Here is a 21,398-nt window from a genome sequence, read left to right on the forward strand (position 1 = left end):
GAGGGAGGTCAGCCATGTCCATCGCCACGGTGAACCCGGCCACCGGCGAGACGCTCAAGACGTACCAGGCCATGGGCGAGGAGGAGATCGAGCGCCGGCTCCAGCTGGCCGAGGCCACCTTCCGCACGTACCGGACGACGTCTTTCGCCGAGCGGGCCCGCATGCTGGAGCGGGCCGCCGACCTGCTGGACGAGGACCGGGACGAGGTCGCCCGGACCATGACGACGGAGATGGGCAAGCCGGTCACGCAGGCGCGCGCGGAGGCTGCCAAGTGCGCCAAGGCGATGCGCTGGTACGCCGAGCACGCCGAGGAGCTGCTCGCCGACGAGGAACCGGCCGCGGCCGACGTGTCGGACTCCGGCGGCTCGCGGGCCCTGGTGCGCTACCGGCCGCTGGGTCCGGTGCTCGCGGTGATGCCGTGGAACTTCCCGCTGTGGCAGGTGGTGCGCTTCGCCGCGCCCGCGCTGATGGCCGGGAACGTCGGCCTGCTCAAGCACGCCTCCAACGTGCCGGGGACCGCCCTGTACCTGGAGGACCTGTTCCACCGGGCGGGCTTCACCGAGGGCTGCTTCCAGACCCTGCTGATCGGCTCGGGCGCGGTCGACGACATCCTGCGCGACGACCGGGTGAGGGCGGCCACGCTCACCGGCAGCGAACCGGCCGGGCGGGCGGTGGCGTCCACCGCCGGGGAGATGATCAAGAAGACGGTGCTGGAGCTGGGCGGCAGCGATCCGTTCGTGGTGATGCCGTCGGCCGACGTGCGGCGGGCCGCCGAGGTCGCGGTGACGGCGCGGGTGCAGAACAACGGGCAGTCGTGCATCGCCGCGAAGCGGTTCATCGTGCACACGGACGTCTACGACGCCTTCACGGAGCGGTTCGTGGCCGGGATGCGGGCCCTGAAGGTGGGCGATCCGACGCAGGAGGACACCGAGGTGGGGCCGCTGGCCAGCGAGCGGGGCCGGGCCGATCTGGAGGAGCTGGTCGACGACGCCCGGCGCGGCGGCGCCGAGGTGCTGTGCGGTGGCGAACGCCCCGCGTGGCCCGGCTGGTACTACCCGCCGACCGTGCTGGCCGGTGTCACCCGGGAGATGCGCGTGCACCGCGAGGAGGCCTTCGGACCGGTCGCCACGCTCTACCGCGCCGCCGACCTCGACGAGGCCGTGCTGATCGCCAACGACTCCCCGTTCGGGCTCAGTTCGAACGTGTGGACCAGGGACGAGGCCGAGGTGGACCGGTTCGTACGGGACCTGGAGGCCGGCGGGGTGTATGTGAACGGCATGACCGCCTCGCACCCGGCGTTCCCGTTCGGCGGGATCAAGCGGTCGGGGTACGGGCGTGAGCTGTCCGGGCACGGAATCCGCGAGTTCTGCAACATCACCACGGTGTGGCACGGAGCGTGAGGCTTCCGCGGCTACGATCGCTGGTGTGAACCGCGAAGTGACACTCCCTCTGATCGTCGACGACCGCGGTACCTTGCAGGTGTCCGCCGCCGATGTGAGCAAGCTGCTGCGGACGGTGGGCGGCCGGTGGCTGCGGCTGGTGGAGACCGGGCAGGAGAGGCTCGACGAGGACACCGTGGCCGCGCTGACCATCGAACTGGCGAAACTGGCCGACCGGATCGACGTGGCGTGCATCGCGCACAGCAGCGGGGCCGCGTCCGGCTGAGCGCCGCGCGCCCGCCCGGCCCGTGTGACCTCGCCGCCCCGAGCCGCGGCCGGGCATCCGCCCCTCCCCCGCGCTCCCCTCCCCGGGTTCCCGGGCGCGCTCCCTTTCCCAGGTTCCCGGGCGGGGCCGCGGGTGCGCCGTCCGCGCACACCGCGTTCACCCCTCCCGCCGTACGGCCCGCGCACGCCGCCCGCGCACCGCGCGCGGGACCCCGCCCTCCGTGCCGTCACCGCGCGCCGCGCGGACCCGCTCGGCGCGCACCGCCCCGGCCCGGCGGACGACGCTTCTGACCAGCGTCTTCGTCGTCGTACGCAGCGCAGCGACCGGCCCTTGGGCGCCCCCGCCCAGGCCGCGCGGCCCCGGCCCTCCGTCCCCGGATTGGAGTAGTCCGGCGCGAGATCGTCGCTCTCCCGGGTGATCGTGGGTGGACCACCCTTCTGGGTGCACCACCCTCTGACCGGGGGGCTACCGGCCTTCCGGAAGGCGAAAGCAGGCACGGATCATGGCGACTTTGTGCAGGCCCTCGGTGTCCGTTCCAGAGCACGTGATCACCATGGAGGAAACGCTGGACCTCGCGCGCTCCCGGCACGCGGACCACCCGCAACTCGCGCTGGCCCTCCGGCTGATCGAGAACACCGGCGTGCGTACCCGGCACATCGTGCAGCCCATCGAGGAGACCCTGAAGCACCCGGGTTTCCAGGAGCGCAACAAGCTCTACGAGCACGAGGCCAAGGCCCGGGTCCCCGCGGTCATCCAGCGGGCACTCGACGACGCGGAACTCCTGACCACCGACATCGACGTCATCATCTACGTCTCGTGCACGGGCTTCATGATGCCCTCGCTCACGGCGTGGCTGATCAACGAGATGGCCTTCGACTCCACGACCCGTCAGATACCCATAGCGCAGCTCGGCTGCGCGGCGGGCGGCGCGGCGATCAACCGCGCGCACGACTTCTGCACGGCCTACCCGGACGCCAACGCGCTCATCGTGGCCTGCGAGTTCTGCTCGCTGTGCTACCAGCCCACCGACATCGGTGTCGGCTCGCTGCTGTCCAACGGGCTGTTCGGCGACGGCATCGCCGCCGCCGTGGTCCGCGGCACCGGTGGCACCGGAGTGCGCCTGGCGCGCAACGGCTCGTACCTGATCCCCAAGACCGAGGACTGGATCGCGTACGACGTCCGGGAGACCGGCTTCCACTTCCTGCTGGACAAGCGGGTGCCCACCACCATGGAGCCGCTCGCCCCGGCGCTCCAGGACCTGGCCGGGCTGCACGGCTGGGACGCCTCCGACCTCGACTTCTACGTCATCCACGCGGGCGGCCCGCGCATCCTCGACGACCTCACCAAGTTCCTGAAGGTCGAGCCGCACGCGTTCCGCTTCAGCCGGTCCACGCTCACCGAGTACGGCAACATCGCCAGCGCCGTCGTGCTGGACGCGCTGCGCCGGCTGTTCGACGAGGGCGGCGTCCAGGACGGCGCGCGCGGGCTGCTCGCCGGGTTCGGCCCCGGCATCACCGCCGAGATGTCGCTCGGCAACTGGCAGATCGGGGACCAGTCATGAGCGAGAAGACGCTCACCGAACCGGATCCGGCCGCGGGCGAGCAGTGCCCGGTGCGGCACTGGCCGGCCCTCGATCTGACCGGGGTCGACTTCGACCCGGTCCTGGCCGACCTGATGGAGGAGGGCCCGGTCACCCGGATCCAGCTGCCCAACGGCGAGGGCTGGGCCTGGCTGGTGACCCGCATGGACGATGTGCGGCTGGTCACCAACGACGCCCGGTTCAGCCGGGAGGCCGTCATGGACCGGCAGGTCACCAGGCTGGCCCCGCACTTCATCCCGTCCCGGGGCGCGGTCGGCTTCCTGGACCCGCCCGACCACAACCGGCTGCGCCGGTCGGTGGCGCCCGCGTTCACGGCGCGCGGCGTGGAGCGGGTGCGCGACAGCGCCCGGCGGATGCTGGCCGAGCTCGTCGACGAACTCGTGGCGGCCGGGCCGCCCGCCGATCTGACGGCAGCGGTGCTCAGCCCCTTCCCGATCGCGGTGATCTGCGAGCTGATGGGTGTCCCGGCCGCCGACCGGCACGCGATGCACACCTGGACCCAGTACATCCTGTCCTCCTCGCACGGCGCCGACGTCAGCGAGCAGGCCAAGGAGGAGATGGGCGCGTACTTCACGGAGCTGATCGACGCGCGCGCGGACAGCACCGACGAGGACGTCGCCTCGCTGCTCGGTGCCGCCGTGGGACGGCGCGAGATCACCCTGGAGGAGGCCGTGGGTCTCGCGGTGCTCCTCCAGATCGGCGGCGAGGCGGTCACCAACAACAGCGGGCAGATGTTCTACCTGCTGCTGACCCGGCCCGAACTGGCGGACCGGCTGCGTGCCGACCCCTCGGTCCGGCCGCAGGCCATCGACGAGCTGCTGCGCTACATCCCGCACCGCAACGCGGTCGGTCTGTCCCGGATCGCCCTGGAGGACGTGGAGATCAAGGGAGTGCGGATCCGGGCGGGCGACGCGATCTACGTGTCCTACCTGTCGGCCAACCGCGACCCGGAGGTCTTCCCCGACCCGGAGCGGATCGACTTCACGCGCAGCCCCAACCCGCACGTGGCGTTCGGGTTCGGCCCGCACTACTGTCCGGGCGGCCAGCTGGCCCGGATGGAGTCCGAACTGCTGGTGGACGCCCTCCTCGACCGGCTGCCGGGGCTGCGGCTCGCGGTGGCGCCGGAGCAGGTGCCGTTCCGCAAGGGCGCGTTGATCCGCGGTCCCGAGGCCCTGCCCGTGGCGTGGTGAGCGCCGATGACGACGATCGAGCCGCCGCTTCCCGCGATCGAGGATCCCGAACTCGCCGCGGTGGACGGGCTGCTCGTGCCACCGGGCCACGGCCGGGTGGTCGAGACGGCCGCCCAGCGGGTGACGTTCAAGGTGACCGGTTCGCACTCGCGCACCTCCTCCACCTTCGAGGTGGAGGTCCCGCCGGGCTTCGACGTGGGCGCCCATGTGCACACGCGCAGCGAGGAGTTGTTCTACGTGCTGGAGGGCGAGCTGGACGTGCTCGCGTTCGAGCCGCGGGTGCGGACGCCCGACCGCTGGCAGAAGTGGGAGTCCCGGTCCGGCAACCGCGTGGTGCGGGCCACCCCGGGCACGGTCATCGCCGTGCCCCCGGGCTGTCCGCACGCGTTCGCCAACCCCACGGACAGCCCGGCGAAGATGTTCTTCCAGGCGTCCCCGCCGCCGGACCATGAGCGGTACTTCGAGGAGCTGCTGGAGATCCTCAGGAGCGGCGGGCCGCCCGACCACGCGGCGATCGAGGCGCTGCGGCGGCGCTACGACATCGAGCAGCTGACCCCGCTCAGGCACCGCTGACGGCCCGCCCCGGCGCCTCGGCCGCGCCCCGGTGCCTCGGCCGCGCCCCGGTGACCGCCGGCGGACCCGTCGTCCGCCGGCGGACCGCCGTCACCGGAGCGTCCCGGGCGGTGGGCGGATCAGCGGATCGGCAGGCCGGAGACCGTACGGGAGATGACCAGCCGCTGGATCTCGCTGGTGCCCTCGAAGATGGTGTAGATCGCCGCGTCGCGGTGCATCCGCTCCACCGGGTACTCGCGGGTGTAGCCGTTGCCGCCCAGGATCTGGATGGCCTGGCCGGTGACCTTCTTCGCGGTCTCGCTGGCGAACAGCTTGGACATCGAGCCCTCGGCGGCGGTGAACGGCTTGCCGTTGATCGCCATCCAGGAGGCACGCCACACCATCAGGCGGGCCGCGTCGACGGAGGTGGCCATGTCGGCGAGCTGGAAGGCCACGCCCTGGTTGTCGATGATCGGCCGGCCGAACTGCTCGCGGGTCTTCGCGTAGTCGAGGGCGACCTCGTAGGCGGCGCGCGCGGTGCCGACGGCCATGGCGCCGACCGCGGGGCGGGACGCCTCGAAGGTGGCCATCGCCGCGTTCTTCACCCGCTCGCCGCCCGCCTCGGCCTTCTCGCGGGCGCGGGCGAGGCGCTCGTCCAGCTTCTCCTTGCCGCCGAGCAGGCAGGAGCCGGGGACGCGCACATGGTCGAGGACGACCTCGGCGGTGTGCGAGGCGCGGATGCCGTGCTTCTTGAACTTCTGGCCCTGGGACAGGCCCGGGGTGCCGGGCGGGACGATGAAGGAGGCGTGCCCCTTGGAGCCAAGCCCGGGGTCGACGGAGGCCACGACGACGTGGACGTTGGCTATGCCGCCGTTGGTCGCCCAGGTCTTGGTGCCGTTGAGCACCCACTCGTCCTTGGCCTCGTCGTAGACGGCGCGGGTGCGCAGGGACGCGACATCGGAGCCGGCGTCGGGCTCGGAGGAGCAGAAGGCGGCCACCTTGACGTCGCTGGGGTCGCCGTACATCTGCGGGATCCAGGTGCCGATCTGCTCCTCGGTGCCGTTGGCGAGGACGCCGACGGCGGCGAGGCCGGTGCCGACGATCGACAGGGCGATGCCCGCGTCGCCCCAGAACAGCTCCTCCATGGCCATCGGGATGCCGAGGCCGGTGGCGTCGAAGTACTGCTGGGCGTAGAAGTCCAGGGAGTAGATGCCGACCTTGGCGGCCTCCTGGATGACCGGCCAGGGAGTCTCCTCACGCTCGTCCCATTCGGCGGCGGCGGGGCGGATCACATCGGCGGCGAAGCCGTGCAGCCAGTCCCGCACCTCCTTCTGTTCGTCGTTGAGCTCCATGGTGAACTCGGCCATGTCCCCTCCAGCGGCACACTGTGGTGTTACTTGCGGTAACCGTACTGTGTTACCGACCAGTAGGAGAAGTCAAGTGCCGCTGCCGCCTCGGCAGCCCGTTCGATGCCGCGGGCCCGGTCAGTGTTAGTTTGCGCAGGCGTCACCGAATCAGCACGGGTGGGGAGAGATCATGGACACCACGCAGCGGACCGATCAGCAGCGGTCCGCCGACCGCCGACGGCGCGAGCTGCTGGAGGCCGCCGACCGGGTGGTGCTGCGCGACGGTCCGCACGCGTCGATGAACGCCATCGCCGCCGAGGCGGGCATCACCAAGCCGATCCTCTACCGCCACTTCGGCGACAAGGGCGGCCTGTACGCCGCCCTCGCCAAGCGGCACACCGACGCCCTGCTCGACTCGCTGCGGGCCGCCCTCGACGCGCCCGCCGAGCGGCGCGCCCGTGTCGAGGCCACGCTCGACACCTATCTCGCCGCGATCGAGGCCAGGCCCCAGGTGTACCGCTTCCTGATGCATCCGGCGGAGGGCGGCCAGGGCGGCGACCAGGGCTTCGACGTCGGCAAGCACTCCGCGCCGCTGCTGCGCCGGATGGGCGAGGAGCTGGCCCAGGTCATCGGGGAACGCCTCGACCTCGGGCCGGGCGGCCAGCAGCTGGCCCGGGTGTGGGGGCACGGCATCGTCGGCATGATGCACGCGGCCGGCGACTGGTGGCTGGGCGAACGCCCCTGCTCGCGCGCGGAACTGGTGCGCAGCCTCGCCGATCTGCTGTGGGGCCGGCTCGCGGGCGCCGGCGACAAGGCCGGAGGACCCGGCTTCTAGCCCGCACGCCCCGGGCCCGGCGCCCGCCGGTCCGGATTCCCGCCCGGCCCCGGATCCCCGCCCGGCCGCGGACACCCACCAGGATCCGTGGTTCCCGCCCGGCCCGGCGCTCCCGCCGTCACCCCCGGCGGGCCCAGGGTGCCCGCGCCGCCTGCCGCAGCACCCTGCGCCGGCGCAGGCCCGTGACATGATCCACATACAGGCGGCCGTCCAGATGGTCGCACTCGTGCTGGAGGCAGCGGGCGAAGAATCCCGTCCCCTCGACCGTCACCGGCTCCCCCGTCACTGTGAATCCCGCCACGACCGCGCGGTCGTGGCGCTCGGTCCCCGCCTCCAGGCCCGGCAGCGAGAGACAGCCCTCCGGACCGCGCAGCACGATGCCGTCCGCCGCCACCAGACGGGGATTCACCACATGCCCCAGATGCCGCACGTCCTCGTCGTCGGGGCAGTCGTAGACGAACACCCGCAGCTCCTCGCCCACCTGGTTCGCGGCCAGTCCCACCCCCCGCGCGGCGTACATCGTGGCGAACAAGTCCTCCACGAGCGAGGCCAGTTCGGGACCGAAGCCGGTGACCTCCCGGCAGGGTGCGCGCAGCGCCTCGTCGCCGAAGAGGGTGAGGGGCCGTACGCGCCCGCGGGCGCCGGGGATCGAGCCGTGTCGCATGGCGGCAAGGGTACGGTCCTTCTGCACGCGCGAACGGCGCGCGAGCGCCGCAGGGGTGCCGGAATTCGGGTGCGTGAACGGATCTCGATAGGCTGAGGTCCACACCACGTTGCCGGATGGCTCAGGCGCGGCGCGTACGCAAGGAGGATCGAGAACTGATGGCAGGCAACTCGGACCCGCTCACGCCGCGGGCCAAGCTGGCCGTGACCGCGGGCAAGGCGGTCGCGGCGGCATCGCGCGCCGCGGGGCGCGGCAGCGGTTCGGTGATCGGCGGCCGGGTGGCACTCAAACTCGACCCCGACCTGCTGGCCCGGCTCGCCCAGAACCTGGATGTCATCCTGGTGTCGGCGACCAACGGCAAGACCACCACCACCCGGCTCATCGCCGAGGCGCTGCGGGCCGCGGGCCCGGTGGTGTCCAACGCGCTCGGCGCCAACATGCCGGCGGGCATCACCTCGGCGCTGGCGGGCGGCTCGGACGCCAAGTTCGGTGTGATCGAGGTCGACGAGAAGTACCTCGCGGGCGTCGCCCGGGACACCGACCCCAAGTGCATCGCGCTGCTCAACCTCTCCCGCGACCAGCTGGACCGGGCCGCCGAGACCCGGATGCTCGCCGAGAACTGGCGGGAGGGACTCGCCGGTTCCAAGGCCGTGGTCGTCGCCAACTGCGACGACCCGCTGGTGGTGTGGGCCGCGTCCTCCTCGCCCAATGTGATCTGGGTGGCCGCCGGGCAGATGTGGAAGGACGACGCCTGGTCCTGCCCGTCCTGCGGCGGTGTGATGCAGCGTCCGGGCGACGACTGGTTCTGCGCCGAGTGCGGTTTCCGCCGGCCCACGCCCAGCTGGGCCCTGTCCGGCGACCACGTCCTGGACCCGCACGGCTCGGCCTGGCCGATCCACCTCCAGCTGCCGGGCCGCGCCAACAAGGCCAACGCCGCCTCCTCGGCGGCCGTCGCCGCCGTCTTCGGGGTGCCGCCGCAGGTCGCGCTGGAGCGGATGTACCAGGTGCAGGCGGTCGCCGGACGCTACGACGTCGTGCAGTTCCAGGGCCGCGACCTGCGCCTGCTGCTGGCCAAGAACCCGGCCGGCTGGCTGGAGACCTTCTCGCTGATCGACCCGCCGCCGACCCCGGTCATCCTCTCGGTGAACGCGCGCGGCGCCGACGGCACCGACACCTCCTGGCTGTGGGACGTCGACTACACCCGTCTCACCGGCCACCCGCTCCTCGTGATCGGCGACCGGAAGCTGGACCTCGCGGTGCGTCTGGAGGTGGCGAACCAGCACTTCCAGGTCTGCGAGAACCTCGACCAGGCCGTGCAGCAGGCGCCGCCCGGCCGGATCGAGGTCATCGCCAACTACACCGCGTTCCAGGACCTGCGCCGCCGCGTCGGCAACTGATCACGAAGGACGAGCACTTCATGAGCGACAACCAACTGCGGCTGGTGTGGATCTACCCGGACCTGCTGAGCACCTACGGCGACCAGGGCAACGCGCTCGTCGTGGAGCGCCGGGCCCGGCAGCGCGGCCTGGACGTGGCCCGCCTGGACGTGCGCAGCGACCAGCCGATCCCGACCTCCGGCGACATCTACCTGATCGGCGGCGGCGAGGACCGCCCGCAGCGGCTGGCGGCGGAGCGGCTGCGCCGCGACGGCCACCTGTACCAGGCGGTGCAGAACGGCGCCATCGTCTTCTCGGTCTGCGCCGGCTACCAGATCCTCGGCCACGAGTTCGTCAACGACCTCGGCCAGCGCGAGCCGGGCCTCGGCCTGCTCGACGTGGTGTCCGTGCGCGGCGAGGGCGAGCGGTGCGTCGGCGACGTCCTCGGTGACGTCGACCCGCGCCTCGGGCTGCCCCAGCTGACCGGCTTCGAGAACCACCAGGGCGTCACCCACCTCGGCCCGGCCGCCCGGCCGCTCGCCCAGGTGCGCGTCGGCCGGGGCAACGGCACCGGCGACGGCACGGAGGGCGCGTACAACGACACGGTCTTCGGCACCTACATGCACGGACCCGTGCTGGCCCGCAATCCGCAGATCGCGGACCTGCTGCTGAAGCTCGCCCTCGACGTCAACGCGCTGCCGCCGATCGACGACCGCTGGTACGAGGCCCTGCGCACCGAGCGCATCGCCGCCGCCGAGCAGCCCGCCTGAGCGCGGACGGCACGGCACGGCGGCCCGCGGGCGCGCCGGGGAAACCTCCCGGGCGCGCCCGCGGTGTCTCCCGGCGGCCGCGGTGACTGCCGTGTACGCGGTGACTGCGGTGTCCGCGGTGACCGCGGTGACTGCGTTCCCGGCGCTTCGGCCGGGTGTCGGCTCTCCTCAAGCCCCTCGCAAGCTCCCCGCAAGGTGCGCGCGGGACGTTCGTGACCGGGCCCGGCTGACGACGCCTCCGCTCACCTGTGCACCCGCGTCCACCAGCCGGACGGCCCGTACGGCAGCACCCCCTCACGCCGGTAGGGTGGCCGGGATCGAGCCGGACAGCGCGGTCCGGTCCCGGCCCACGTGGAGAAGGTTGTTCGGGCTATGCGCATTGGTGTCCTCACGTCCGGCGGCGACTGCCCCGGCCTGAACGCCGTCATCCGGTCCGTCGTGCACCGTGCCGTCGCCGACCACGGCGACGAGGTCATCGGATTCCGGGACGGCTGGAAGGGCCTCCTGGAGTGTGACTACCTCAAGCTCGACCTGGACGCGGTCGGCGGCATCCTGGCCCTCGGCGGCACCATCCTCGGCTCCTCCCGGGTGCGTCCCGAGCAGCTGCGCGACGGGGTCGAGCGGGCCCGCGGCCATGTCCAGGAACTGGGGCTCGACGCGATCATCCCGATCGGCGGCGAGGGCACCCTCAAGGCGGCCCGGCTGCTCTCGGACAACGGCCTGCCCATCGTCGGCGTGCCCAAGACCATCGACAACGACATCGCGGTCACCGACGTCACCTTCGGTTTCGACACCGCCGTGACGGTGGCCACCGAGGCGCTCGACCGGCTGAAGACCACCGCCGAGTCCCACCAGCGGGTGCTGATCGTGGAGGTCATGGGCCGCCACACCGGCTGGATCGCGCTCCAGTCCGGCATGGCCGCCGGCGCACACGCCGTGGTCGTCCCTGAGCGGCCCTTCGACATCGAGGAGCTGGCGAAGAAGGTCGGCGAGCGGTTCGCGGCGGGCAAGCGGTTCGCGATCGTGGTCGCGGCCGAGGGCGCCAAGCCGCTGCCGGGCACCATGGACTTCGACGAGGGCGGCAAGGACGTCTACGGCCACGAGCGGTTCGCGGGCATCGCCCGGCAGCTCTCCCTGGAGCTGGAGGAGCGCCTGGGCAAGGAGGCGCGGCCGGTCATCCTCGGGCACGTCCAGCGCGGCGGCACGCCGACGGCGTACGACCGGGTGCTGGCCACCCGGTTCGGCTGGCACGCCGTGGAGGCCGTGCACCGCGGGGAGTTCGGCCGGATGACCGCGCTGCGCGGCACGGACATCGTGATGGTGCCGCTCGCGCAGGCCGTGGAGACCCTGAAGACGGTGCCCGCCGACCGGTACGCCGAGGCGGAGTGCGTGCTGTAGGACACGCCCGCGCGTCAGCCGCCCCCGGTCGCGAGAGCGGCCGGGGGCGGTTCTAGTCTGGGTGCCGACAGACAGCTGGGGACAGACGGTCACGGACGCCCACAGCTGGGGTCGGACAGCGCACACCCCCACGAATCAGGAGCCGGCGGATGAATCACAGCGGGCACGGCATGATGATGGATCTGCCGCCGTTCACGCTGGGACGCGGCCTCGCATGGTCCGCGGACCCGTTCTTCCTCGTCGCCTGCCTGCTCGGTCTCGCGCTCTACGGCTGGGGCGTGGTGCGGCTGCGGCGGCGCGGCGACTCCTGGCCGGTGGGCCGCACGGTGGCGTACGTCGTCGGGGTGCTGACGGTGGTGCTGATGATGTGCACCAAGCTGAACGACTACGGCATGGTCATGTTCAGCGTGCACATGGTCCAGCACATGGTGATCAGCATGCTCTCGCCGATCCTGATCCTGCTCGGCGCCCCGATCACCCTGGCGCTGCGCGCGCTGCCGGTGGCGGGCCGGGGCCGCAAGGGTCCGCGCGAACTGCTGCTGGCCCTGCTGCACAGCCGCTACGTCCGGATCATCACGCACCCCGCGTTCACCATCCCGCTGTTCGTCGCCAGCCTGTACGCGCTGTACTTCACCCCGCTCTTCGACCTCCTGATGGGCTCGCGGGCCGGGCACATCGCGATGATGGTGCACTTCCTCGCGGTCGGGGTGGCGTTCTTCTGGCCGATCATGGGCATCGACCCGGGCCCGCACCGGCCGGGCTATCTGATGCGGATGCTGGAACTGTTCGCGGGCATGCCCTTCCACGCGTTCTTCGGCATCGCGCTGATGATGGGCTCCACGCCCCTGGTGGACACCTTCCGCGACCCGCCCGCCTCGCTCGGCATCGACGCGCTGTCCGACCAGACGGCGGCCGGCGGCATCGCCTGGGCGTTCAGCGAGGTGCCCTCGGTGCTGGTGCTGCTGGCGCTGCTGTTCCAGTGGTACCGCTCGGAGCAGCGGCAGGCCAAGCGCAAGGACCGGGCCGCCGAGCGGGACGGCGACAAGGAGCTGGCCGCCTACAACGCCTATCTGGCCTCGCTCAACGCCCGCGGCAACTGACCCCGCCACGCGCTCTTTCCGCTGTCACTTCCGCACGGTGCGTGCACCGGAGCCTCCCAGGAGTCGGATTCCGGGGCACCATGGGAGGGAGGCCGACCAGGAGGAGGGTGCCGCGATGCCCGGTTCGACGGACGGTTCCACGAGAGCGATGGGGGTGCTCACCGTGGGCTCCCTGGTCGCGGTGACGGCGTACACGGTGGCGCTCGGCGGCAACGGCTGGCTGTGGTTCGGCTGGGTGGTGCTGGGTCTCGCGACCCTGGGCGTGGTGGTGACCCACCGCACCTGACCCCCTCCCAGCTCCCTTCCGCGCCGCTCAGTTCGCGGGGCCGCTGCCGAGCCGGGCCGAGGAGTGCACGCCCGGCTGGTACTTGGGCAGCCGCACGGTGATCTTCATTCCGGCCCCGGGCGCGGTCTCGATGACCAGGCCGTGGTCGTCGCCGTAGACCTGGCGCAGCCGGTCGTCGACGTTGGACAGGCCGATGCCGCCGGAGGGGCTGTCCTCCCCGGCGAGGATGCGGCGCAGCAGTCCGGGGTCCATGCCGGCGCCGTCGTCCTCGATGACGACCAGCGCCTCCGCGCCCGCGTCCCGGGCGGTGAGGCGGATGCGGCAGGTCCCGGCCTTGCCCTCCAGACCGTGTTTGACGGCGTTCTCCACGAGCGGTTGCAGACACAGAAAGGGCAGCGCGACGGGCAGCACCTCGGGGGCGATCTGGAGGGTGACGGCGAGGCGGTCGCCGAAGCGGGCCCGGACCAGCGAGAGGTAGTGCTCGATGGCGTGGAGTTCGTCGGCGAGCGTGGTGAAGTCGCCGTGCCGGCGGAACGAGTAGCGGGTGAAGTCGGCGAACTCCAGCAGCAGCTCGCGGGCGCGCTCGGGGTCGGTGCGCACGAACGAGGCGATCACCGCCAGCGAGTTGAACACGAAGTGCGGGGAGATCTGGGCGCGCAGGGCCTTGATCTCGGCCTCGACGATCCGGGTGCGGGAGCGGTCCAGGTCGGCCAGTTCGAGCTGGACCGAGACGAAGCGGGCCACCTCGGCGGCGGCGCGGACCAGGACGGCCGACTCGCGGGGCGCGCAGGCGACCAGGGCGCCGTGCACCCGGTCGTCCACGGTGAGCGGGGCGACCACCGCCCAGCGCACCGGGCAGTCAGGTGCCGTGCAGCCGAGCCGGAACGCCTCGCCGCGCCCGGTCTCCAGGGGGCCGGTGAGCCGTTCCATGATCTCGGCGCGGTGGTGGGCGCCGACGCCGTCCCAGGCCAGTACGCGTGTGTCGTCGGTGAGGCAGAGCGCGTCGGTGCCGAGCAGGGACCGCAGCCGCCGGGCCGATCTGCGGGCGGTCTCCTCGGTGAGTCCGGCCCGCAGCGGGGGCGCGGCGAGGGAGGCGGTGTGCAGGGTCCGGAAGGTGGCGTGCTCGACGGGCGTGCCGAGACCGCCCGGACGCGGGGTCCTGGCGGTGCGCCGGCCCAGCCAGAACCCGGCGGCCAGCAGCGGCAGGACGGCGACGCACAGCCCGGCGAGGAAGCCGCTCACGCCTTGGCCTCCGTGCCGGGCGGCTCGGGCAGGTGGAAGCGGGCGAGCACGGCCGCGGTGCCGGGCGGCACCCGGCCGGGGGTGGCCAGGGACACCAGCACCATGGTGAGGAAGCCCAGCGGCACCGACCACAGGGCGGGCCAGGCGAGCAGCGCGTGCGGCGGGCCGGTGCCCGGGAGCCCGGCCAGGGTGACGGCGACGGCGACGAACGCGGCCCCGCCGCCGGCCAGCATCCCGGCCGCCGCGCCGGGCGGGGTGAGCCGCCGCCACCAGATGCCGAGGACGAGCAGCGGACAGAAGGAGGACGCGGACACCGCGAAGGCGAGTCCGACGGCGTCGGCCACCGGCAGTCCCCCGGCCAGGACGCTCACGGCGAGCGGTACGGCCATGGCGAGCACGGTGCCGAGCCGGAAGTGCCGTACGCCTCGGGCGGGCAGCGGGCCGCGTGAGGGCAGCACGTCCTGGGTGAGCACCCCGGCGACCGCCATGGTCAGTCCGGAGGCGGTGGACAGGAAGGCGGCGAAGGCGCCGCCCGCGACCAGCGCCCCGAGCAGGTCGCCGCCGAGGCCGCCGATCATCCGGTCGGGCAGCAGCAGGACGGCGGCGTCCGCGTCGCCGGTGAGGGTCAGTTCGGGGGCGTAGAGGCGGCCGAGGGCGCCGTAGAGGGGCGGCAGCAGGTAGAAGGCGCCGATGAGGCCGAGCACGGCGACCGTCGCGCGGCGGGCGGCGACCCCGTGCGGGCTGGTGTAGTAGCGGACCACGACGTGCGGCAGTCCCATGGTGCCGAGGAAGGTGGCGAGGATGAGGCCGTACGTGGCGTACAGGGGGCGTTCCTCGCGGCCCGCGGCGAGCGAGGTCGACATGCCGCCGGTGCCGGCCCGGTCGGCGGCGGGCACCGGGTCGCCGGACCGGAAGGTGAGGCGGGTGCCGCCGCCGAGGCGGTGGGTGCCGGCGGCCAGGCGCACGGGCTCGCCGGGGTACGGGCGGCCGTCGACGGTGCCGTGCACGGTGACGGTGAGGGGGCGGTCCAGGCGCAGGTCGAGGGTGCTGCCGACGCGGACGGTGCGCGGGGCGCGGAAGGCCGCGGGTTCGTCGAAGGCGTGGCGGGGGGCGCCGTCGCTCTGCCAGGCGAGCAGCAGGAAGAGGGCGGGGACGAGCAGGGCGGTCAGTTTCAGCCAGTACTGGAAGGCCTGCACGAAGGTGATGCTGCGCATGCCGCCGGCCGCGACGATGGCCACCACGACGACGGCGACGATCACTCCGCCGAGGGTGCCGGGGGCCCCGGTGAGCACGGCGAGCGTGAGGCCGGCGCCCTGGAGCTGGGGCAGCAGGTACAGCCAGCCGATGCCGACGACGAAGGCGCCCGCCAGCCGCCGCACGCCCTGGGAGGCGAGCCGGGCCTCGGCGAAGTCGGGCAGTGTGTAGGCGCCGGAGCGGCGCAGCGGGGCGGCGACGAACAGCAGCAGGACGAGGTATCCGGCGGTGTAGCCGACCGGGTACCACAGCATGTCGGGGCCCTGGACGAGGACCAGTCCGGCGATGCCGAGGAAGGAGGCGGCGGAGAGGTACTCGCCGCTGATCGCGGCGGCGTTCAGGCGCGGCCCCACGGTGCGGGAGGCGACGTAGAAGTCGGAGGTGGTCCGGGACATGCGCAGCCCGAAGGCGCCGACGAGGACGGTGGCGACGACGACGAGGGCGACGGCGGGGACGGTGTAGGCGGAGTTCACCGGGGCGCGGTCCTCAGCGGTCCTCGACGAGGCGGGCGAAGTCGCGTTCGTTGCGTTCGGCGCGGCGGACGTACCAGCGGGCGAGCAGGACGAGCGGGAGGTAGAGGCCGAAGCCGAGGACGGCCCAGGTCAGGCGGCGGGCGTCGGGGGCGGCGGCGAACACCAGCGGCAGCGGGCCGACGAGCAGGACGAGCACGCCGGACACCGTGAGCGCGGTGCGCAATTGGGCGCGCATCAGGGAGCGGACGTAGGTGTGGCCGAGCGTGGTCTGCTCGTCGATCTCGGTGCGCGGGCGGTAGTGGCCGGTGGCGCGGCGGGTGCGGCGGGGCGGTCCGGTGACGACGACGCGGCGCTCGGCGGGGTCCTGCGGCACGGTGTGCGCCCCCTCTAGCGTCCGGTCCGGCGCATCAGCAGGTCCCGCAGTTCGCGGGCGTGCCGACGGCTGACCTGGAGTTCCTCGGTGCCGATCAGGACGCTCACCGAGCCCGCGTCCAGGCGGAGTTCACCGATGTGGCGCAGCGCGACGAGATGGCGGCGGTGGATGCGGACGAAGCCGCGGGCGCGCCAGCGCTCCTCCAGTGTGGACAGCGGGATGCGGACGAGGTGGCTGCCCCGGGCGGTGTGCAGCCGGGCGTAGTCGCCCCGGGCCTCGACGTGGGTGATGTCGTCGACGGCGACGAACCGGGTGACGCCGCCGAGTTCGACGGGCAGCTGGTCGGGGTCGGGTTCGCTCACCGGGATCCGTACGGCCGTCTCGCGCAGCGCGGCGGCGCGGCGGACGGCCTCCGCGAGCCGTTCCCGGCGGACGGGTTTGAGGACGTAGTCGACGGCCTTGAGGTCGAACGCCTGCACGGCGAAGTCCTCGTGGGCGGTGACGAACACGATCAGCGGCGGTGCGGCGAACCCGGTCAGCAGCCTGGCCAGGTCGAGGCCGTCGAGGCCCGGCATGTGGATGTCGAGGAAGACGACGTCGATCGCGTCGGGGCCGCCCGGTCCGGACTCCAGCGCCCGGTTGATGCGGCGCAGCGCCTCGGTGGCGTCCGAGGCGCCCTCGACGCCCTCGACGCGGGGATCCGCGCTCAGCAGGTAGAGCAGCTCCTCCAGCGAGGGGCGTTCGTCGTCGACGGCGAGGGCGCGCAGCATGAACGTGGAGTGTAGGGGCGAACGGCGGCCCTGGACATGTGCCGGGCGCGGCCGGGGGCGCTGGATACAGTGCGGGCATGAACAGCAGGCCCACGCCGTTCGACGATCTCGACCGGAAGATCCTCACCGCTCTGATGGCGAACGCCCGTACGAGTTTCGCGGAGATCGGCGCGGCCGTCGGACTCTCCTCCACCGCCGTCAAACGGAGGGTGGACCGGCTGCGCGACACGGGGGTGATCACCGGGTTCACGGCCACGGTGAAGCCCGCGGCGCTGGGCTGGCGCACGGAGGCGTACGTCGAGGTGTACTGCGAGGGCGCGGCGCCGCCGCGGCGGCTGGCCGAGGTGGTGCGCAACCATCCGGAGATCACGGCGGCGATGACGGTGACCGGGGGCGCGGACGCGCTGCTGCACGTGCGGGCGCGGGACGTGGAGCACTTCGAGGAGGTGCTGGAGCGGATCCGGGTGGAGCCGTTCATCCGCAAGACGATCAGCGTGATGGTGCTCTCCCATCTGCTGCCGGACAGCCCGGAGGCGGGGGCCAGTCAGCCCGCTCCCGAGGACGCAGCAGACGTGCGCTGAATCCTTTGAAGACGCAGCATCGCTGCGTGAACGCGCAGGTTTCGTTCCTTGTCGGCCGTATCGCCCGCTTCCTACCGTGGTGTCAACCCTCAGTCGACACCCCAGGAAGCGGAGGAACCCCTCTGTGCCCGGATCCCGTGTGCCGCGCCGGCGGCGCTTTCTCGTCTGCGAACCCAGACACTTCGCCGTGCAGTACGCGATCAACCCCTGGATGCATCCGGACCGTCCCGTCGACACCGGACGCGCCCAGGCCCAGTGGCAGGCGCTGACCGACGCCTACCGCGCCCACGGTCATACCGTCGAGACCGTGGAACCCGTCCCCTCGCTGCCGGACATGGTCTTCGCCGCCAACGCGGCGGTCGTCGTCGGCGGCCGTGTCTTCGGCTCCCTGTTCAAGGCGCCCGAGCGGCGCCCGGAGTCCCTGCCCTACGACACCTGGTTCAAGTCGGCCGGGTTCGACGTGTACCGGCCCGAGTCGGTGTGCGAGGGCGAGGGCGACTTCGTCCCGGCCGGGCGCTGGCTGCTGGCCGGCACCGGCTTCCGCACCACCCGGGAGGCCCATCGCGAGGCCCAGGAGTTCCTGGGCGTCCCGGTGATCGGGCTGACCCTGGTGGACCCGTACTTCTACCATCTGGACACGGCGCTGTTCGTCCTCGACGAGGAGAACATCGCGTACTACCCCGAGGCGTTCTCCCCGGGCAGCCGCGAGGTGCTCGCCCGGCTGTACCCGGACGCGGTGATCGCCACCCGGAGGGACGCGGAGGCCTTCGGACTCAACTCCGTCTCGGACGGCCTGCACGTGTTCATGTCGCCCGGCGCGACGGACCTCGCCGGCCGCCTCACCGACCTCGGCTATCTGCCCGTCCCCGTCGACCTGTCGGAGTTCCGCAAGGCCGGCGGCGGGATCAAGTGCTGCACCCAGGAGATCCGCTCATGACCGCACCCGCAGACACCCGTACCACCTCCGACGAGCTGATCCGGGCGGAGGAGCCGGTGCTCGCGCACAACTACCACCCGCTGCCGGTGGTCGTGGCGCGGGCCGAGGGCGCCTGGGTCGAGGACGTCGAGGGCCGCCGCTACCTCGACATGCTGGCCGGGTACTCCGCCCTGAACTTCGGCCACCGCCACCCCGCGCTGATCGAGGCGGCCCGCGACCAGCTCGACCGGCTCACCCTCACCTCGCGGGCCTTCCACAACGACCGGCTGGCCGGTTTCGCCACGCGGCTGGCGGCGCTGACCGGGCAGGACATGGTGCTGCCCATGAACACCGGCGCCGAGGCGGTGGAGAGCGGCATCAAGGTCGCCCGCAAGTGGGCCTACGAGGTCAAGGGCGTCCCCGCCGACCGGGCCACGATCGTGGTCGCCGCGGACAACTTCCACGGCCGGACGACGACGATCGTCGGCTTCTCCACCGACGAGACGGCACGGGCCGGGTTCGGGCCGTTCACGCCCGGCTTCCGGATCGTCCCCTACAACGACCTGGCCGCCCTGGAGGCTGCGGTCGACGAGACCACGGCCGCCGTGCTGATCGAGCCGATCCAGGGCGAGGCGGGCGTGATCGTGCCCGACGACGGCTATCTCACCGGGGTGCGCGAGCTGACCCGCCGGGCGGGCTGTCTGTTCGTCGCGGACGAGATCCAGTCGGGTCTGGGCCGCACCGGGCACACGCTCGCCGTGGAGCACGAGGGCGTGGTGCCGGACCTCGTGCTGCTCGGCAAGGCGCTGGGCGGCGGCATCGTGCCGGTGTCGGCGGTGGTCGGCAGCCGCGAGGTGCTGGGCGTGCTGCGGCCGGGCGAGCACGGGTCGACGTTCGGCGGCAACCCGCTGGCCGCGGCGGTCGGCACGGCGGTGGTGGAACTGCTGGAGACCGGCGGGTTCCAGCGCAGGGCCGCCGAACTGGGCGTCGTCCTGCGCGAGGGCCTCACCGCGCTGACCGGCAGGGGCGTGCTCGGCTTCCGCTCGCGCGGGCTGTGGGCGGGCGTCGACGTGGACCCGGCCATCGGCACCGGCCGGGAGATCAGCGAGCGGCTGATGCGGGAGGGGATCCTGGTCAAGGACACCCACGGGTCGACGATCCGTCTCGCGCCGCCGCTGACCGTCACCGAGACCGAACTGCGCTCCGCGCTGGGGTCGCTGGAGCGGGTGCTGACGTCCTGAGCCCGCCGGACCTTCCGGTCTCCTGACGTACGGCACGGCACGGCACTCACGGCACGGCCGGGGGCGCCCCGGGCGGGGCGCCCCGCCCGGGGCGCCCCCGGTCCGCGCGTTGCGCCCCGCCTACTCGTTGGGCCGGGCCGCGCTGATGTCGCCGAGCGCGGAACCCGGGTCCCGTTCGATGGCCAAATCACCGAGGGAGACGATGCCCACCGGGTGGCCGTGGTCGACGACCGGCACCCGGCGCACGGAATGCTCCCGCATCAGCTCCACCGCGTGGCCCAGTTCCTCGTCGGGGCCCACGGTGAAGAGGTCGTCGCTGCACGCGGAGGCCACGGTCCGCTGCTCCTGGTCGCCACCGTCCGCCAGCGAGCGCACCACCAGGTCGCGGTCGCTGACCAGGCCGCGCAGTTCGTCGCCGTCGGTCACCAGGACGATTCCGATGTCCTCGTCGCGCATCTTCTGGGCCACCGCCGTGACCGAGGTCTGCGGCTCCACCGTCACCAGCCGACTGGTCATGATGTCGCGTACGTGCTGAGCCATGACGCCTCCCTCCGTGGGGTCCTGCGGTGCCGTCCACCGCACTGTGCGCGCCGGGTACCCGGCGGGCGCCCGCCCGCACCCGCCGCGCCGCGCCTGTGTCCGCCCCGCGCCCCGCCGCACCGCCCCCGGCTGTTCGTTGGCGCCCGGGAGATGCGGGTACCCGGGCGGATGACGGCACTCCCTGAGGGACTTCCTGAGGAGATGACTCCCATGCTGCTCATCGGCCTGCTGCTCCTCGCGGCCACGGGCGCCTTCACCGGTCTGGCCATCGCCGGCAACCTGTCCGGCGGACCCCAGTACACGGTGTCGATCCTCGGCAACGACATCGTCACGCTGAACACTCTCGCGATCTTCAGCGCGGGGCTCGCGCTCGCCCTGCTCTTCTGCCTCGGCCTGTCCATGCTGGCCGGCGCCGCGACGCACCACCGCCACCACCGGGTGGCGCGGTACGGCGGGACGGACACCCGCCCGACGGGCGGCGGGACGACCCAGCCGGACGACCGCCGCTACCCCTGACCGCTGCCGGAGCGGCCCACGGGCGGAGCGGCCCACGGACGGACCGGCCCCGCCCGGCCGGTCAGTGGTAGGCGTGCACGACGGCGTGCCCCTTGCCCCGGCCGATCATCCACCGGTTCACGGGGGTGGTCAGCAGGAACGCCAGGGCGAGGGAGAGCACCAGCGAGACCCAGAACAGCGCGTCGGCGAGCCCCGCGTCCATGGCGCCGGGCACGCCCACCATGACGGTGTTGTCGATCAGCTCCATGACCGCGATGGACAGGGTGTCGGCGGCCAGGGCGACCTTGAGCGCCCGCCGCAACGGCAGCCCGGCCCGCAGGACCCCGCGCATCGTCAGGGCGTAACCGAAGACGAAGGCCAGCGCGACGGAGACGACGACCGTGGCGGCGTTGTGCAGTCCGGCGGCGGTGCCGATGACCATGCCGAGCACCTCGCCGACGGCGCAGCCGGTCAGGCAGTGCAGGGTGGCCTGCGCGGCCATGCGCCAGGAGGTGCCTCCGGGAGCGCCGTGGCGGCGCTCGTGCGCGTGCTCGTGGTCCACGTGTTCCATCGTCGCTCCCTTGTCGATGCGTGATGTGGTCGTGCGGGGTCGTGCGGGGTCGTGCACATCGGGGAACCATATACCCCCTGGGGGTATTCCGAGCATGTCCGGGAGTCGTTACGGGCGTCGTTCCGGGACGGCTGACGTGCGTCGGCCGTCCCGGAACGGA

General features: G+C 72.8%; 22 protein-coding genes and 1 pseudogene. 15 read left to right on the forward strand and 8 right to left on the reverse strand.

The window, feature by feature from the left end; all coding sequences use genetic code 11:
• Positions 1 to 14: 14 nt before the first annotated feature.
• The 5 genes and pseudogenes from R4Z62_RS04100 (at position 15) to R4Z62_RS04120 (ending at position 5,028) form a co-directional block, all read left to right on the forward strand.
• Positions 15 to 1,400, forward strand: coding sequence for an NADP-dependent succinic semialdehyde dehydrogenase (locus tag R4Z62_RS04100; RefSeq protein WP_385491636.1), 1,386 nt, complete (start codon positions 15 to 17; stop codon positions 1,398 to 1,400).
• A gap of 25 nt (positions 1,401 to 1,425) precedes the next feature.
• Positions 1,426 to 1,665: a DUF6213 family protein gene (locus tag R4Z62_RS04105; protein ID WP_018571081.1), complete on the forward strand. Its 240-nt coding sequence runs from the start codon at positions 1,426 to 1,428 to the stop codon at positions 1,663 to 1,665.
• Positions 1,666 to 2,158: 493 nt separating this feature from the next.
• Positions 2,159 to 3,226 (forward strand): annotated as a pseudogene (locus tag R4Z62_RS04110) (type III polyketide synthase); the annotation flags it as partial.
• Entirely contained in the window at positions 3,223 to 4,455 is a 1,233-nt protein-coding gene (locus R4Z62_RS04115) for a cytochrome P450 (RefSeq protein ID WP_064531446.1), read from the forward strand. The pseudogene R4Z62_RS04110 and the gene R4Z62_RS04115, both read left to right, overlap by 4 nt.
• A 6-nt stretch (positions 4,456 to 4,461) precedes the next feature.
• Complete coding sequence (locus R4Z62_RS04120) at positions 4,462 to 5,028, forward strand: cupin domain-containing protein (protein WP_018571084.1); 567 nt, start codon at positions 4,462 to 4,464, stop codon at positions 5,026 to 5,028.
• A gap of 119 nt (positions 5,029 to 5,147) precedes the next feature.
• On the opposite strand, the gene R4Z62_RS04125 is transcribed toward R4Z62_RS04120, so the two are convergent.
• Positions 5,148 to 6,374, reverse strand: coding sequence for an acyl-CoA dehydrogenase family protein (locus R4Z62_RS04125; RefSeq protein ID WP_491519157.1), 1,227 nt, complete (start codon positions 6,372 to 6,374; stop codon positions 5,148 to 5,150).
• A 169-nt stretch (positions 6,375 to 6,543) separates the two neighbouring features.
• On the opposite strand from R4Z62_RS04125, the gene R4Z62_RS04130 reads away from it, so the two are divergent.
• Complete coding sequence (locus tag R4Z62_RS04130; RefSeq protein WP_018571086.1) at positions 6,544 to 7,188, forward strand: TetR/AcrR family transcriptional regulator; 645 nt, start codon at positions 6,544 to 6,546, stop codon at positions 7,186 to 7,188.
• A 118-nt stretch (positions 7,189 to 7,306) separates the two neighbouring features.
• Here R4Z62_RS04130 and def read toward each other — a convergent pair whose 3' ends face one another.
• The gene (gene def / locus R4Z62_RS04135; protein WP_355484753.1) at positions 7,307 to 7,852 is read right to left on the reverse strand and encodes a peptide deformylase; all 546 of its coding nucleotides are present in this window, start codon (positions 7,850 to 7,852) and stop codon (positions 7,307 to 7,309) included.
• 158 nt (positions 7,853 to 8,010) lie between these two features.
• Here def and R4Z62_RS04140 point away from each other — a divergent pair, with 158 nt between their 5' ends.
• The 5 genes from R4Z62_RS04140 (at position 8,011) to R4Z62_RS04160 (ending at position 12,782) form a co-directional block, all read left to right on the forward strand.
• Positions 8,011 to 9,249: a MurT ligase domain-containing protein gene (locus tag R4Z62_RS04140; protein ID WP_064531450.1), complete on the forward strand. Its 1,239-nt coding sequence runs from the start codon at positions 8,011 to 8,013 to the stop codon at positions 9,247 to 9,249.
• Between the two features lie 20 nt (positions 9,250 to 9,269).
• Positions 9,270 to 9,998, forward strand: coding sequence for a type 1 glutamine amidotransferase (locus R4Z62_RS04145; RefSeq protein WP_064531451.1), 729 nt, complete (start codon positions 9,270 to 9,272; stop codon positions 9,996 to 9,998).
• Positions 9,999 to 10,370: 372 nt separating this feature from the next.
• On the forward strand, positions 10,371 to 11,396 hold the full coding sequence (locus R4Z62_RS04150; RefSeq protein ID WP_064531452.1) for a 6-phosphofructokinase: 1,026 nt from the start codon (positions 10,371 to 10,373) through the stop codon (positions 11,394 to 11,396).
• A 149-nt stretch (positions 11,397 to 11,545) separates the two neighbouring features.
• Positions 11,546 to 12,496, forward strand: coding sequence for a cytochrome c oxidase assembly protein (locus R4Z62_RS04155; RefSeq protein WP_491519158.1), 951 nt, complete (start codon positions 11,546 to 11,548; stop codon positions 12,494 to 12,496).
• Positions 12,497 to 12,611: 115 nt separating this feature from the next.
• Complete coding sequence (locus R4Z62_RS04160; protein ID WP_107440580.1) at positions 12,612 to 12,782, forward strand: hypothetical protein; 171 nt, start codon at positions 12,612 to 12,614, stop codon at positions 12,780 to 12,782.
• Between the two features lie 27 nt (positions 12,783 to 12,809).
• Here the strand turns inward: R4Z62_RS04160 and R4Z62_RS04165 are convergent, their stop codons facing one another.
• The 4 genes from R4Z62_RS04165 to R4Z62_RS04180 are packed head-to-tail and all read right to left on the reverse strand — an operon-like array spanning position 12,810 to position 16,894.
• The gene (locus tag R4Z62_RS04165; protein ID WP_382848402.1) at positions 12,810 to 14,024 is read right to left on the reverse strand and encodes a sensor histidine kinase; all 1,215 of its coding nucleotides are present in this window, start codon (positions 14,022 to 14,024) and stop codon (positions 12,810 to 12,812) included.
• Positions 14,021 to 15,751 carry a sodium/solute symporter gene (locus R4Z62_RS04170; protein ID WP_355484747.1) on the reverse strand — a complete coding sequence of 577 codons (1,731 nt, stop codon included), beginning with the start codon at positions 15,749 to 15,751 and terminating at the stop codon, positions 14,021 to 14,023. The genes R4Z62_RS04165 and R4Z62_RS04170 overlap by 4 nt, the downstream gene beginning before the upstream one ends.
• Before the next feature lie 13 nt (positions 15,752 to 15,764).
• Positions 15,765 to 16,124 (reverse strand): hypothetical protein, encoded by a 360-nt coding sequence (locus R4Z62_RS04175; protein ID WP_064531455.1) that lies wholly within the window; start codon positions 16,122 to 16,124, stop codon positions 15,765 to 15,767.
• Between the two features lie 14 nt (positions 16,125 to 16,138).
• Positions 16,139 to 16,894, reverse strand: a complete 756-nt coding sequence (locus R4Z62_RS04180; RefSeq protein ID WP_064531456.1) for a LytR/AlgR family response regulator transcription factor — start codon at positions 16,892 to 16,894, stop codon at positions 16,139 to 16,141.
• 77 nt (positions 16,895 to 16,971) lie between these two features.
• Between R4Z62_RS04180 and R4Z62_RS04185 the strand changes: the two genes are divergently transcribed.
• From R4Z62_RS04185 to rocD, 3 genes are all read left to right on the forward strand, one after another.
• Positions 16,972 to 17,475 (forward strand): Lrp/AsnC family transcriptional regulator, encoded by a 504-nt coding sequence (locus R4Z62_RS04185; RefSeq protein ID WP_064531457.1) that lies wholly within the window; start codon positions 16,972 to 16,974, stop codon positions 17,473 to 17,475.
• Positions 17,476 to 17,599: 124 nt separating this feature from the next.
• Entirely contained in the window at positions 17,600 to 18,412 is an 813-nt protein-coding gene (ddaH, locus tag R4Z62_RS04190) for a dimethylargininase (protein WP_064531458.1), read from the forward strand.
• A complete protein-coding gene (rocD, locus tag R4Z62_RS04195; protein ID WP_491519159.1) occupies positions 18,409 to 19,632 on the forward strand; it encodes an ornithine--oxo-acid transaminase in 1,224 nt (407 codons plus the stop codon). Before ddaH ends, rocD begins: the two co-directional genes overlap by 4 nt.
• Before the next feature lie 120 nt (positions 19,633 to 19,752).
• On the opposite strand, the gene R4Z62_RS04200 is transcribed toward rocD, so the two are convergent.
• Positions 19,753 to 20,172 carry a CBS domain-containing protein gene (locus tag R4Z62_RS04200; RefSeq protein WP_064531460.1) on the reverse strand — a complete coding sequence of 140 codons (420 nt, stop codon included), beginning with the start codon at positions 20,170 to 20,172 and terminating at the stop codon, positions 19,753 to 19,755.
• Positions 20,173 to 20,382: 210 nt separating this feature from the next.
• Between R4Z62_RS04200 and R4Z62_RS04205 the strand changes: the two genes are divergently transcribed.
• Positions 20,383 to 20,688 (forward strand): hypothetical protein, encoded by a 306-nt coding sequence (locus R4Z62_RS04205; RefSeq protein ID WP_018571100.1) that lies wholly within the window; start codon positions 20,383 to 20,385, stop codon positions 20,686 to 20,688.
• Positions 20,689 to 20,749: 61 nt separating this feature from the next.
• Here R4Z62_RS04205 and R4Z62_RS04210 read toward each other — a convergent pair whose 3' ends face one another.
• Positions 20,750 to 21,238, reverse strand: coding sequence for a DUF4396 domain-containing protein (locus tag R4Z62_RS04210; RefSeq protein WP_355484742.1), 489 nt, complete (start codon positions 21,236 to 21,238; stop codon positions 20,750 to 20,752).
• Positions 21,239 to 21,398: the final 160 nt, after the last annotated feature.

The sequence above is a fragment of the Streptomyces sp. PL-25 genome, from assembly GCF_058344915.1.

What these genes read in the sequence shown, in the direction of transcription:
- R4Z62_RS04150 (WP_064531452.1), top strand. Translation starts at nt 10,371, where the DNA reads ATGCGCATTGGTGTCCTCACGTCCGGCGGCGACTGCCCCGGCCTGAAC.
- R4Z62_RS04115 (WP_064531446.1), top strand. Translation starts at nt 3,223, where the DNA reads ATGAGCGAGAAGACGCTCACCGAACCGGATCCGGCCGCGGGCGAGCAG.
- R4Z62_RS04125 (WP_491519157.1), bottom strand. Translation starts at nt 6,374, where the DNA reads ATGGCCGAGTTCACCATGGAGCTCAACGACGAACAGAAGGAGGTGCGG.
- R4Z62_RS04120 (WP_018571084.1), top strand. Translation starts at nt 4,462, where the DNA reads ATGACGACGATCGAGCCGCCGCTTCCCGCGATCGAGGATCCCGAACTC.
- R4Z62_RS04210 (WP_355484742.1), bottom strand. Translation starts at nt 21,238, where the DNA reads ATGGAACACGTGGACCACGAGCACGCGCACGAGCGCCGCCACGGCGCT.
- R4Z62_RS04130 (WP_018571086.1), top strand. Translation starts at nt 6,544, where the DNA reads ATGGACACCACGCAGCGGACCGATCAGCAGCGGTCCGCCGACCGCCGA.
- rocD (WP_491519159.1), top strand. Translation starts at nt 18,409, where the DNA reads ATGACCGCACCCGCAGACACCCGTACCACCTCCGACGAGCTGATCCGG.
- R4Z62_RS04160 (WP_107440580.1), top strand. Translation starts at nt 12,612, where the DNA reads ATGCCCGGTTCGACGGACGGTTCCACGAGAGCGATGGGGGTGCTCACC.
- R4Z62_RS04205 (WP_018571100.1), top strand. Translation starts at nt 20,383, where the DNA reads ATGCTGCTCATCGGCCTGCTGCTCCTCGCGGCCACGGGCGCCTTCACC.
- R4Z62_RS04200 (WP_064531460.1), bottom strand. Translation starts at nt 20,172, where the DNA reads ATGGCTCAGCACGTACGCGACATCATGACCAGTCGGCTGGTGACGGTG.
- def (WP_355484753.1), bottom strand. Translation starts at nt 7,852, where the DNA reads ATGCGACACGGCTCGATCCCCGGCGCCCGCGGGCGCGTACGGCCCCTC.
- R4Z62_RS04145 (WP_064531451.1), top strand. Translation starts at nt 9,270, where the DNA reads ATGAGCGACAACCAACTGCGGCTGGTGTGGATCTACCCGGACCTGCTG.
- R4Z62_RS04100 (WP_385491636.1), top strand. Translation starts at nt 15, where the DNA reads ATGTCCATCGCCACGGTGAACCCGGCCACCGGCGAGACGCTCAAGACG.
- R4Z62_RS04140 (WP_064531450.1), top strand. Translation starts at nt 8,011, where the DNA reads ATGGCAGGCAACTCGGACCCGCTCACGCCGCGGGCCAAGCTGGCCGTG.
- R4Z62_RS04185 (WP_064531457.1), top strand. Translation starts at nt 16,972, where the DNA reads ATGAACAGCAGGCCCACGCCGTTCGACGATCTCGACCGGAAGATCCTC.
- R4Z62_RS04155 (WP_491519158.1), top strand. Translation starts at nt 11,546, where the DNA reads ATGAATCACAGCGGGCACGGCATGATGATGGATCTGCCGCCGTTCACG.
- R4Z62_RS04180 (WP_064531456.1), bottom strand. Translation starts at nt 16,894, where the DNA reads ATGCTGCGCGCCCTCGCCGTCGACGACGAACGCCCCTCGCTGGAGGAG.